Raw genomic sequence first — 12,776 nt, 5'->3', positions numbered from 1 at the left:
TGCTGAAATGAGTACAACCAACAATCAGATTCCAGCGTCAATTCGCAATAGCGCTATTTTATCGCAAGATGATTTAGAAAAGTTAGGCACCATTTCTAATCTGCCTACACCTGAGGAATTAGCTAGTTATAAAGCGTCGGGCGTTTTGAATGAATTAGTTGACGAAGCTCGGTATGGTTGTCAGTATTTACCTGATTTGCTTCACCTTCGGGCTAAACAATTGCTTTCTGAGAATAACATAAACGAAGCTTGGCTAACGCTCTTACAAGTCTGATAGCAACTATTTTTTTGTCATCCTTCCCTGGAGTCAGGACGACAAAGATGACTAATTAAGCCGTTTTAGTTTTCGTTAATTATTTCCGATTAAGGTAGCTCACCAAATCCTGAATGGATTGGATGCCTAGCTGCTGCGCTTGTTCTCGTCGCATCATCAGGCAATAGCTGTTGTTGAATCCAAGCGGCTGCAACCAACTCAATTTATATTTCTGCTGGAATTGATCTTTTACAAAGCGATAAATTGAATCGGATTCCATAGACAAACTAGCCAAAACAGACTTAGCTGGTTGAAGAATGACCAGCAAACCCGTACCCGTGTATTCAGGGTAAAGGTCAATTCCACCGGTGCGCAAAGCGTCGAAACAGATTTGCGTACCACCCAAGCCGGTTTTTGTTACGACTCGTAATGGTGTCTGTCCTTCAATAAGTTGCCGATAAATTTCGGCCAGAATGTATTGTTCTGTAAATACCTTCGATCCCATCACAACCGTTTCTATTCGATTGCCTGAAGCGGGTATTTTGTATAAACCGACTTGCTTTAGAAAATCCCGCGCAACGATCGCTGGCGCTTCTTTTTTATAATCGACCCGATAATTCAAAGCCGTCATTATCGAATCCGTCAATTCCCCAGCCAACTGATTCAAGACTGGTCCAAGATCAGGATAACGATCCAAAGCTTGCTGTCGAATGACAGGTGCAGCCGCGTAAGGTGGAAACGCATGGCGATTATCGGTCAAAACTATTAAATCAAAGGCCTTAATTCGCCCATCCGTCGAGTAGCCGCTGATGATATCGACCTGTTTTTGATGAATGGCTTCATACATCAGATTCTGGTCAATCAAACGCGGATTGAGTTGCAGACCGTATGTTTTTTGCAAACCAGGATAGCCATCGGCCCGTCCATAAAATTCATGTGCAAAGCCAGCTACTAGCTTATCTCGTCTACCCGAAATCCAATAAAAACTGGATAATGCTGGAATCAATAGAATAAAAAGGCCCACTCCAATACGAAGTTTCCTTGTCGATAATCGTTGTAACCGGGCTAATCCAAGATCGAATCCAACAGCTAATAATGCCGCCGGAATCGCTCCCGCCAGTATCATATTCGTGTTACTGAGCGCAATACCACTGAAAATAAATTCGCCTAGCCCTCCGGCTGCTACATAAGCCGCCAACGTAGCAACACCCACATTGATTACGGCTGCCGTACGAATCCCCGCGAAAATAACCGGCAAAGCCAGCGGCAATTCAACGTTGATTAATAGCTGACGTTCCGTCATTCCTACTCCCTTTGCTGCTTCCTTTATCGAAGCCTCTACTTCCGTAATACCTACATACGTATTTTGAATAATTGGTAGCAACGCATACAGAAAAAGAGCGACTAAAGCTGGTCCTATACCAATGCCGAGTAACGGAATCAAAAACCCCAGCAAAGCGATACTCGGTACCGTTTGCAACACGCCAGCAATACCCAGAATACTACTTGCCAATCGTGTATAACGCGAGATTAAGATGCCCAACGGAACACCAATCAGCAGCGCTATCAGCAGTGAAATCGCCGTCAGCCCGATGTGTGTTAGGGTCTGTTCCAGCAATTTATCGGCCTGGTCACGGATGAAGAGAAAGAAATCAGTCATTCAGGCGATGCGGTTTATCGTCCAGAAAATCCCGGACAAAATCAGAGATGGGCGACTCTATTAGCTCCTTAGGTCGTCCCATTTGTATAATTCGCCCTGCATCCATGAGGGCGATTCGGTCAGCCAATTCCAAGGCTTCACTAACGTCATGGGTAACGAGTACGACTGTTGTTTCTTTCAGTTCATTCAATCCAAATAGCTCCCGCCGAACGTGCTTGCGAGTGAAGGGGTCAAGGGCGCCGAACGGCTCATCCATGAGCACAACAGATGGCCGGGCAGCCAACGCCCGTGCCAACCCTACTCGCTGGCGTTGCCCACCACTTAATTCCGCCGGATGACGCGCTAAAATTGTTTCGGGCAATCGGAGTTTAGCCATCAACTCCTGGGTTCGTTCTTTACTATCAACAGACGGCCAGTTGAGTAATTTCGGAACAGTTGCAATGGCCTCAGCAACAGTATAATGTGGAAATAAGCCTCCGTCCTGAATCACGTAGCCAATTCGGCGACGAAGTTCATGAGCCGGTTGTTGCAGAACATCAACACCTCCTACACGAATTGAGCCATGAGTCGGCTCAATCAGTCGATTAATCATTTTAAGCGTTGTGGTTTTACCACATCCACTCGTTCCTAACAAAACCAGCGTTTCGCCAGACGCAATAGTCAGGGATATATCGTCGACAGCAGTATGCGTAGCAAATTGTTTCGTCAGCCCCTGAATATCAATCATCTGCTCTGTCGACTTCATTTGCTGCGTTATTATTTCAATACCTGAACTTCAATCACTGAATTATCATACACGCGATGCGTTGCTTTCTGAAAATCAGCCGCATCTGCTTTGAAAATATTCTCCACATATTTCTGCGGATTACGGTCAATCAGCGGAAACCATGTACTCTGGACTTGAATCATAACCCGGTGGCCCTTTTTGAACGTATGCAATACATCCTGCAACCGGAAATTTACGTCCGTTACTTCGCCGGGTTTGAATGGTTCTGGTTTCTCGAACGAGTTGCGGAATCGTCCACGCATAGCTTCCGAACGAACCATCTGCTGGTAATTACCCAGCGTAATGTTGCGGTTAGGCATATACGGATGATTAGGTTCGTTGGGTGGATACACATCAATCAGTTTGACAACCCAATCGGCATCGGTACCCGAAGTACTCACTTTGAGCTTCGCCATGATTTCGCCCCCCAAGGTCAGATCGTCTGTCAATACATCAGTCTGAAAGGTGAGTACATCTGGTCGACGACTTGCAAATCGCTGATCTTCCGACATGTAATTAAATGGCGTGAATCCCTGAAACGTCGTAATATCTTCCGAATAAGGCACTGGCTTCATCGGATCACTGACAAATTCAGAGTAAGCATTCCCTGCTTGTTGCGCCAATTGCCCGTTGTTTGATAAGTAAAACTGCATCGTTTGGGCATTCGCAGCAGGCCATTTATCGAATGTTTTCCACTCATTTTTTCCCGTATTGAACAGATACGCTTCGGGTAATCCGGTTTTACCATCGCCCGCCCCTTTCAGAAAATGATTGAAGAATTTCGCTTCAATATTGCGCTGATAAAACGTGGCAATACTATCGCCAAAATAGACATTGCTATGCATCGTATGGCCCGTTTCGACCGACCAGCGCCCATGCCCGAACGGTCCCATTACCAGCGTGTTATACGTATTAGGATTATTTTTCTCGACGGTTTTATAGATGTTGAGCGGGCCATATAAATCTTCGGCATCGAACCAGCCACCTACGGTCATTACTGCGTGATTGATATTTTTCAGGTGTGGAATAATGCTCCGTTTCTGCCAGAACTCGTCATAGTTCGGGTGATTGACAGTTTCCTGCCAATAAAAATTGTCTTTGTAGTACTTATCCGCATTTTTCAACGGACCCAAGTCATATTGCCATTGGAAGCCATCGTTCGTACCGGTTTTAATCATTTGACTATTATACCACGGCTGCGTTGTCGGTGCCGGATGCTGCACACCAAACACGGGATACGTAAATATATAAGCCTGAATGAACGCACCATTGTGGTGAAAATCATCGAAGAAAAAATCTGATACAGGGGCTTGTGGCGACGACGCTTTGAGCGCCGGATGGGCCGCTACAGCTCCAGCAATTGTATAAAAACCAGGATAACTAATTCCCCACTGCCCTACCCGTTCGTTGTTGTACGGAACGTTTTTCAATAACCATTCAATCGTATCGTACGTATCTGAACTTTCATCGACGAGCGTACTACTGACTGGCTTCGTCGCTTGCTTTTTTCCTTTCGCAACGGGAGCCGGTTTCTGATCTGTCACCGTCGGGGTCATGTTTGTCCAGGTGCCTTCGGATGCCCATCGGCCGCGAACATCCTGGTACACAAAAATATACTTATCGCCCATAAGCGTTTTGGATGGACCCAGTTGATTCGGATAGGTGTTGGGGCCATACGGAGCTACGCTATAGCACGTCCGCTGCATCATAAACGGGTATTTGTTCGTCGCTGAGGCATCTTTAGGGACATAGACGTGTGTATGCAATTTAGTCCCGTCGCGCATCGGGATTTTATAGTCAAACTTCTGGTAATTATCCCGAACAAACGTCCCTGCGGTCGTAAGTTGCGCATAAGTGGGCAGGATGAATGTGAGTGCGATGAAGGTATAAAGCCAGTATTTCATACGGTTGATAAGCTAAGAGATATAGACAGTCGTAAAGATAGGCGTTCTGGACTATCGGAGAAACACGAACAAAAAACGCCCAACTGGAGCGGGCGTTTGTAAATACTAGCCCTTAAGCTAGTTTATAAATTTTGAGAGATTACATCTTGAAAATCTGATTCATCAGTACCCATTTTTCACCGGGTTTCGCCATAGGGAGAGATTGCTGATACTGCCACATCAGGGCTTCCCATTCCTGCACTTTCGGATTAGCCGCATCAGCAGCCGATTTAGCCTCGAAAGAGAAGGTATGATCGGTTTCCATGATCATGAACAGCCGATTTCCGATCCGGTAGATTTCCATTTCGGTGATACCTGACTCACGAATACTGGCTTCGATTTCAGGCCGAAGTCGTTCATGATAGCGCTCGTATTCAGCAATCAGCGTGGGATCATCTTTTAAGTCAAGGGCAAGGCAATAGCGCATCGGAACCGGGATTTATTTGATTTTACTTACTGACTTTGATTTTGTAAATAAGCGCTTCTTTGAAGCGAAAACAAAATCAGCTTAATCAGTTCAATCCCGTAAATCCCGGTTCAGGTTCAGACTACGGCACATAGGTTTCCAGTACGGTCATATCGCCGTCGGGAACGAGGGTTACGTTGTTGATGGAAGCAGGAATGAGTGCGCATTGACCCATTTTGAGCGAAACGCTGTAGCCGCCGGGTGCTTCGATCGTTAAACCGCCAGCCACGCAGATTAAAATAACAAACGAGTCGATATGTGTGTAATCGTGCGCAACTTCCTCGTTGAAATTCAGTACGTTGGTTACGAAATAATCGCTGGTTACGGCATTGACGCCTTCGTTTACTTTCTTATCGTATTGCGTTTTATAATGATCGTAGTGATGGTAGTTAATCGCATCGACAGCTAATTCCGTGTGCAATTCACGCTTTTGCCCCGTCGTCGCATCGACACGATCGAAATCATAAATTCGGTAGGTTGTATCAGATGTCTGCTGGATTTCAGCTAGTAATAAACCTTTCCCAATGTAGTGAACGCGGCCCGCAGGCAGGAAAAATACATCGCCAGGATTAGCGGTTTCGATGTTGAGTAAGTCCTGAATTGTATTGTCGGCAACCGCTTTTACATACTCTTCTTTCGTCAATTCCCGATTGAAGCCCGAATTGAGTTTGGCACCTTCGTCGGCCTGCATGATGTACCACATCTCGGTTTTGCCGAAGCCGGTACCGCGCTTTTTCGCCAGTTCGTCATCAGGGTGAACCTGAATAGAAAGATCATCATTGGCATCAATGAATTTTACCAATAGTGGAAATCGGTTGCCGTATTGCTCGTAAACGTGCTTTCCAACCAGTTTTTCTTTGTACTGCTCGACTAGTTCGTGTAGCGATTTACCCTGTAAACTACCTTCTTTTACAATCGACACATTGCCTTCTACATCAGAGACTTCCCAGGTTTCACCACAATTTGGCAACGGTGAAAAATCTTTCTCCAGAATGGTTTTGATTTTCTGGCCACCCCAAATTTTATCTTTAAAAATAGTCTCGAACGTTAGCGGATACAGCATGAGTAGAGTCAAAGAATGGATAATAAACTAATATGAATGCCAGATTAACCGGCAAAATTGGTCATTTGTTAGTCAATAGACAGGAGTCTGGTAAATATTAATTTTCCCGATCGGATGCTTTATAAACACCTACTTCAGCCAGTTCGACTGGTCCGTTGGAATTGGTAATAAACAAACGTAATCGGGACGATTTTACAGCTGGAAAACGAAGCAATCGTTTGTAGCCTACCGTTGTAAAGGTTTGCAGCGGCTGCCAGTCGCTACCATCCCAATACTCAACTCGACCACTAGCAATCCGCTGGCCATTAGCAATATTTTCCTGAATTGATATCCGATCAAAAGAAGGTGCGCCAGTCAGATCGATAATCATTGGTTGATTCGCCGAAACGGTTGAGAAAGTACCTAGTTTTCCGTCCGTCAGCTTTGGTTTTGGCGGTTTTGCGACCAGATTCGTTTTGAACGTTTCGTCCAGAATACTTCGAAACTCTTTCAAACTTGCCAGATCGGGTTCCGAAAAAAGCCCTTCACGATTGGGCGGTACATTCAATAATAATAAGCTATTTCGGCCAACGGATTGATAATACAGATTGACCAAATTTTTCGCTGAACGAACTTTCGTGTCCTCTGCCGGATGGTAAAACCAGCCCGGACGAATCGACACATCCGTCTCGGCGGGCACCCATTGTTTACCAGCCGGATCGCCCCGATTGAGGTATTTAGAATCGGCTTTTCCGGGTGCTAATCCATCGGTATTAATTGTGGACCAACAGGTTTCGCCTGCGTTTCCGGCTTCATTTCCTACCCAACGTACATCCGGACCCGCATCCGAAAACATGACGGCATTAGGTTGTAATTCGCGCACTAACGCCCAATAACCTGCAAAATCGTAGGTCATATCTTTGGCATTTTCGCCTTTAGCTCCATCGAACCAAACTTCCGAAATCGGTCCGTAGTTGGTCAATAATTCACGTAGCTGACTCTTGTAGTAATCGTTGTATTCAGCCGTACCATATTTGGGTTCATGGCGATCCCAGGGCGAGAGATAAACACCGAATTTCAACCCGAATTCGCGGCAGGCATCAGCCACTTCTTTCACAACATCGCCCTTTCCGCCTTTCCATGGGCTGTTCTTCACCGAATGTTCGGTCATTTTCGACGGCCATAAACAAAAACCATCGTGATGTTTTGCTGTAATGATCGCTAGTTTAAAACCAGCTTCTTTCAATGCCTTAATCCACTGACGGGCATCAAGTTTAGTTGGGTTGAAAATGGCCGGACTTTCGGTACCATCTCCCCACTCCTTGTCGGTGAATGTATTTACTGTGAAGTGTAGAAAAGCGGTCGTTTCGAGCGGTTGCCAGGCGAGTTGGCGAACTGTCGGTTTGGGTTGGGCATAGGCAAACGTACCGATCAGCAGAAGCACGAAACTAATTTGTAAGCAGGAAACGCGCATGTATATGAGTTGTAAAGCGGGTTTAATGATACGTTGGGGAGCCGAATGTAGTAAAAGATTAAAGAATCTGCTCCAGCATTTGACAATAACCACGTACGCCCTCCTCAATTTCCCGAATATAAATGAACTCATCAGCCGAATGAGATCGACTCGAATGACCAGGACCGCATTTGAGTGACGGACAATTTAACAGAGCCTGATCGGAGGTAGTAGGTGAACCATACGTATGTCGGCCCAGGGCAAGGCCTGCTTTTACAATCGGATGATCGGCCGGAATACTGGAGGGTTTCAGTCGGATTGATCGCGGTTTTACTTCCGATTGAATATTGGCCTGAATGGTTTCAATAATCTCTTCGAGCGTGTATTGCTCCGTCACCCGTACATCAACTGTAAACGTGCAGGTATCGGGAACAACGTTGTGTTGCGTACCCGCATTGATGATTGTCACCGATAATTTGATCGGTCCCAGCGTAGGCGACACTTTGGGGAATTTATACGTCGTAATCCAGTTAATATCCCTGATTGCCTTATAGATAGCGTTGTCACCCTCGTCGCGGGCGGCATGACCGCTGACGCCATGCGCCGTGCAATCCAATACCAGCAATCCTTTTTCGGCAATCGCCAATTGCATTTCGGTCGGTTCACCAACAATAGCAAAGTCGATGGGAGGTAATAAAGGCAACACAAGTTCCAGACCTTCACGACCCGAAATTTCCTCTTCGGCCGTGGCCGCCATCACAATATTATAGGCCATTTCAGGCCGTTCGTAGAAATAGACAAACGTAGCCAGCAGCGAAGTCAGACAACCACCAGCATCATTACTTCCCAGGCCAAACAGTTTTCCATCCTGTTCGATTGGCGTGAATGGATCAAGCGTCCAGGATTTATTGGGTTTAACCGTATCGTGATGAGAATTGAGCAACAACGTTGGTTTTGCCGGATCAAAATAGCGATTCCGCGCCCAGATGTTATTTTTTAATCGCTCAAATGGAATCTGTCTTTCCCGAAAAAATGATTCGATGAGTTCCGCTGTATGTACCTCTTCACGGCTAAACGAAGGGGTTGCAATCAAGCGTTTAAGCAAATCAAGCGCATCGGCTGCCAGTGTCGATTGCTGGATCGGGTCAGTGAGTTGAATCATAGAATGGAGGTTATTCACTCAAAGATACATGGTTAATTAACAGCCAACCGTCAATAAGGTTTTACGGATACGTTAAGTCGTCATATTTCCGGATATCAACTGGCGCAAAATGGGAAACCAATCCTATCTTTACCCGTTCGTCAGCAACTACATTGGATCGTAATGAGCATGGTTATAAACGGCTATGCCCACCCTTTTATCAAAAATCTGACATTTTTCGCATGAAACTTTTCCGCTTCGGCTCGCCCGACCACGAACACCCCGGCGTTGTTTTACCCTCCGGTCAACACATCGATGTAACGCATTTTGGCGAAGATTACGATGAGTCGTTTTTCGCTAGTAATGGCCCCGAACGACTGGCTCACTGGCTTACGGCTCATGCGCATACCTGCCCTGAAGTAGCTTCTGATCAGCGTTTTGGCCCTTGTATTAAGCGCCCATCCAAAATCGTTTGCATCGGCTTAAACTATGCCAAACACGCAGCCGAAACCAATGCGCCCGTACCGGCTGAGCCAATAGTGTTTTTTAAAGCAACAACAGCTCTTCTTGGTCCAAATGATAACGTGGTAATTCCGAAACGATCCGAAAAAACAGACTGGGAAGTTGAATTAGCCATTATTATCGGCAAAAAAGCCAGTTACGTTGAATTAGAGGACGCGATGGATTATATCGCCGGTTACGCTGTTCACAACGATTATAGCGAACGCGCCTGGCAATTAGAGCGTGGTGGTCAATGGGTGAAGGGGAAAAGTGCCGACACGTTTGCCCCGCTAGGCCCCTATCTGGTTACAAAAGATGAAGTTCCTGAACCGAATAATTTGCCGTTGTGGCTTAAGTTGAACGACGAACAATTGCAGAACTCCAATACGGACGACATGATTTTCAACGTACCAACGCTCGTCAGCTACCTAAGCCAGTTCATGACTTTACTCCCCGGCGACGTAATTTCCACGGGAACTCCAGCTGGCGTAGGTATGGGCTTAAAACCACAGCGTTTCCTAAAACCGGGCGACGTTGTCGAACTAGGTATCGAAGGACTAGGTACGCAAAAACAAACAGCGGTCGCATTCGTCTGAACCAGGATTTTTATGATTTAACAGATTGGCCTGATTTTGTTTAATCTATCCAATCACTTTTTGAAACTGGATAGATTAAACAAAATCAGCTTAATCATTTCAATCCCACAAATCCCGGTTATGACTATCGATTCTCACCAGCATTTCTGGCATTTTGACCCTGTTCGTGACAGTTGGATTACGGACGATATGGCTGTGATTCAGCGCGATTTCTTACCTGCTGATTTAGAACCCGTTCTGAATCAGAATGGCATTGATGGCTGCGTAGCCGTACAAGCGTCGCAGTCTGAAGAAGAAACGTTGTTTCTGGTCAATCTGGCTAAATCGTACGACATCGTGAAAGGTGTTGTGGGGTGGGTCGATTTACAGTCGTCGCAGTTGCCGGAGCGATTAACGGCTTTATCGGAACACCCCGAAATCAAGGGATATCGACACGTTGCCCAGGCCGAACCCGACGATTTTCTGGCGCGGCCAACCGTGATTGAGGGGATTCGCCAGTTAGCGAATTTTGGTCTGACGTATGATATTCTGATTTACCCAACCCAACTCAAAGCTGCTTTACAACTCGTACGAGCCGTTCCTGAAGTAAACTTTGTGATTGACCACTTGGCGAAACCATATATCAAGAAACAGGAAATCAATCGCTGGTCGAACTTCATGACGGAGATCGCCAAACATCCGAATGTATCCTGCAAACTGTCGGGCATGGTAACCGAAGCCGACTGGCGTAAATGGAGCAAAAAAGACTTCTATCCGTATCTCGATGTTGTGTTCGAACAATTCGGACCCAACCGGCTTATGTTTGGTTCTGACTGGCCTGTTTGCCTGGTTGCTGCGAGTTATACTCAAGTAAAAACGCTGGTCGAAGAATACGTTAGTGCCTGGGGCAACGAAGTTCGGGCGAAAGTATTCGGCGAAAATGCAATTTCCTTTTATCGGCTAGATTCGTAGCCAGACCAGCCTTATTTTATGGATTGTATTGTTGGTGTTGATGTCGGTACAACGAACGTAAAAGCCCTGGCGATGCCAGCCGATCTGAGTCAGATTCTGGCGCATGCGTCGGCTCCCCTTACGACGCTTAACCCAAAACCGGGTTACGCCGAACAAGACCCGGCCGAAATCTGGTCGGCGTTTGAGCAGGTGATCGCGGAAGTGGTTCGGGAACTGAACAAGGGAAATCATACGATTACGCACGTTGCGTTCTGTACGGCCATGCACAGCCTCTTACCCATGGATGCTGATGGAAAACCCCTCGGAAATGCGATCCTCTGGTCCGATAATCGTGCGGAAGCGCAGGCTGCCGACCTCCGAACCAAACAGGCCGATCTAGGGAAAGCCATTTACAAAGAGACCGGAACGCCCCTGCATCCGATGATTCCGTTATGCAAATTGGCCTGGCTTCGCGAGCACGATCCTCGATTTCTGCACCGAACGGCGCATTTCGGGTCAATCAAAGAGTTTTTGTGGTATAAGTTGACCGGCGTTTTCGAGATCGATTATTCGATAGCCACCGCAACCGGCCTTTTCAACGAAAGCAATCGGGAATGGAGTAAAAAGGCAATGGACTATGCGGGCGTTCGGCCCGATCAACTATCAATACCCGTTCCAACAACGCACCAGCAAACGTACCAACCTCGTTCTGAAACCAAAGCAACAGAATTACCCGCTGGTGTTTCGCTGTTGATTGGTGCGTCTGATGGTTGCCTGGCAAATCTGGGCGCTGGGGCTATCAAACGCGGTACCGCTACGCTCACTATAGGCACCAGTGGGGCTATTCGGCAAACGGTTCGAAAACCGCTTCGGGATGCTGAAATCCGACTATTTTGCTACTATCTTGACGAGGGACATTATGTAGTTGGCGGCCCAACCAACAATGGCGGAAACGTACTGGAATGGGTATCTGAAAAACTGACCCATCAGGAAACCGAAACTGTTTTGACCGAAGCCGAATCCATTTCTCCCGGTTCTGATGGCTTATTGTTCCTCCCCTACCTACAAGGTGAACGGGCCCCTTTGTGGGATGCATCCGTACGAGGAGCGTACTTGCAGGTAGATTGGCTCCATACACGCGCTCATTTTATCCGGGCTTCACTGGAGGGAGTCTTATTTAACCTCCTCAGCATCAATGACCTACTTATTGATTATACAGGATCTGCGCGCGTGATTCATGCCAATGGTGGTTTTGCGCAATCAAGTCTGTGGGTGCAGATGCTTGCCGATATGGCGGGCGTTCCCGTTCGGCTCAATGCCAGCAATGAAAGCGGGTCAATGGGCGCTATTCTATTGACAATGAAAGCCGTTGGAATTGTAAAAACGCTGGAAGAAGCCGCTGATCGCGTCGCCTTTGGACAAACATTTGAGCCGAATGTAACGCGACACAGACTCTATCAGAAAGCACTTAAAAAGTGGCAAGCCGCCCTCGCCCGCTTATGATTCCTGAATAAGCTTGGCAAATAACAACGACTCTTCCGTACGTCCATTTAGAAGAACAGTTCGTTCGAAAGTCAGCCCTAACTTTTCGAGCAGTCGAATGGAAGCAACATTTTTCGGATCAACAATGCCTACAATACGAGTAGCGCCCAGCACATCACGGGCGTAAGTCATCACGACCGTTGCCGCTTCCAGTCCATAGCCTTTACCAATATGCTCAGGTAAATAAGCGAACCCGATGTCCATATCGTCCAGGGTATCGCGTTTGAACAAGCCACACATCCCAATCGGCTGGCCATCCGCTTTCAGCCTGACCAGATACGGGCCAAATCCATGCTGATTATAGCTTCGGATAGAGCCATCCAGAATGTACTGCCGGGCATCACTAATCGTCCGGACACCCCGGTCACCGATAAACGTAAGCCAAGCTGGTGTGTTCAGCAGCTCCAGCATAAAGGGGGCATCGTCAACCGTAAACTTTTGCAGCAGTAACCGGTCGGTTTCGAACATACGAGAACGCCAATT

The 12,776-nt window shown here is 46.8% G+C and carries 12 protein-coding genes; 4 read left to right on the top strand and 8 right to left on the bottom strand.

Annotation, left to right across the window (positions count from 1 at the left end; genetic code table 11):
• Positions 1–7: 7 nt before the first annotated feature.
• Positions 8–274 (top strand): hypothetical protein, encoded by a 267-nt coding sequence (locus ACYVE4_RS22335; protein ID WP_461042469.1) that lies wholly within the window; start codon positions 8–10, stop codon positions 272–274.
• A 79-nt stretch (positions 275–353) separates the two neighbouring features.
• Here ACYVE4_RS22335 and ACYVE4_RS22330 read toward each other — a convergent pair whose 3' ends face one another.
• The 7 genes from ACYVE4_RS22330 to ACYVE4_RS22300 all read right to left on the bottom strand — a co-directional run bounded on the left by ACYVE4_RS22330 (position 354) and on the right by ACYVE4_RS22300 (position 8,745).
• Positions 354–1,913 carry an ABC transporter permease/substrate-binding protein gene (locus tag ACYVE4_RS22330; RefSeq protein ID WP_461042468.1) on the bottom strand — a complete coding sequence of 520 codons (1,560 nt, stop codon included), beginning with the start codon at positions 1,911–1,913 and terminating at the stop codon, positions 354–356.
• Positions 1,906–2,640: an ATP-binding cassette domain-containing protein gene (locus ACYVE4_RS22325; RefSeq protein ID WP_461042495.1), complete on the bottom strand. Its 735-nt coding sequence runs from the start codon at positions 2,638–2,640 to the stop codon at positions 1,906–1,908. The genes ACYVE4_RS22330 and ACYVE4_RS22325 overlap by 8 nt, the downstream gene beginning before the upstream one ends.
• A gap of 29 nt (positions 2,641–2,669) precedes the next feature.
• On the bottom strand, positions 2,670–4,583 hold the full coding sequence (locus ACYVE4_RS22320; RefSeq protein ID WP_461042467.1) for a CocE/NonD family hydrolase: 1,914 nt from the start codon (positions 4,581–4,583) through the stop codon (positions 2,670–2,672).
• Between the two features lie 139 nt (positions 4,584–4,722).
• Entirely contained in the window at positions 4,723–5,049 is a 327-nt protein-coding gene (locus tag ACYVE4_RS22315) for an L-rhamnose mutarotase (RefSeq protein ID WP_461042466.1), read from the bottom strand.
• Positions 5,050–5,170: 121 nt separating this feature from the next.
• A complete protein-coding gene (locus tag ACYVE4_RS22310) occupies positions 5,171–6,151 on the bottom strand; it encodes a type I phosphomannose isomerase catalytic subunit (RefSeq protein ID WP_461042465.1) in 981 nt (326 codons plus the stop codon).
• Positions 6,152–6,248: 97 nt separating this feature from the next.
• Positions 6,249–7,604, bottom strand: coding sequence for an alpha-L-fucosidase (locus ACYVE4_RS22305; protein ID WP_461042464.1), 1,356 nt, complete (start codon positions 7,602–7,604; stop codon positions 6,249–6,251).
• A 58-nt stretch (positions 7,605–7,662) separates the two neighbouring features.
• Entirely contained in the window at positions 7,663–8,745 is a 1,083-nt protein-coding gene (locus ACYVE4_RS22300; protein WP_461042463.1) for a M20 family metallo-hydrolase, read from the bottom strand.
• A gap of 221 nt (positions 8,746–8,966) precedes the next feature.
• Here ACYVE4_RS22300 and ACYVE4_RS22295 point away from each other — a divergent pair, with 221 nt between their 5' ends.
• The 3 genes from ACYVE4_RS22295 to ACYVE4_RS22285 all read left to right on the top strand — a co-directional run bounded on the left by ACYVE4_RS22295 (position 8,967) and on the right by ACYVE4_RS22285 (position 12,254).
• Positions 8,967–9,821, top strand: coding sequence for a fumarylacetoacetate hydrolase family protein (locus ACYVE4_RS22295; RefSeq protein ID WP_461042462.1), 855 nt, complete (start codon positions 8,967–8,969; stop codon positions 9,819–9,821).
• 120 nt (positions 9,822–9,941) lie between these two features.
• Positions 9,942–10,772, top strand: coding sequence for an amidohydrolase family protein (locus ACYVE4_RS22290; RefSeq protein WP_461042461.1), 831 nt, complete (start codon positions 9,942–9,944; stop codon positions 10,770–10,772).
• Positions 10,773–10,790: 18 nt separating this feature from the next.
• Positions 10,791–12,254 (top strand): gluconokinase, encoded by a 1,464-nt coding sequence (locus ACYVE4_RS22285; RefSeq protein WP_461042460.1) that lies wholly within the window; start codon positions 10,791–10,793, stop codon positions 12,252–12,254.
• On the opposite strand, the gene ACYVE4_RS22280 is transcribed toward ACYVE4_RS22285, so the two are convergent.
• Positions 12,249–12,761, bottom strand: coding sequence for a GNAT family N-acetyltransferase (locus tag ACYVE4_RS22280; RefSeq protein ID WP_461042459.1), 513 nt, complete (start codon positions 12,759–12,761; stop codon positions 12,249–12,251). The genes ACYVE4_RS22285 and ACYVE4_RS22280 overlap by 6 nt on opposite strands.
• Positions 12,762–12,776 lie beyond the last annotated feature (15 nt).

Source organism: Spirosoma harenae (assembly GCF_054776975.1).
The sequence above is the reverse complement of the archived record's forward strand: the minus strand, read 5'-3'. Positions and strand labels throughout refer to the sequence as shown.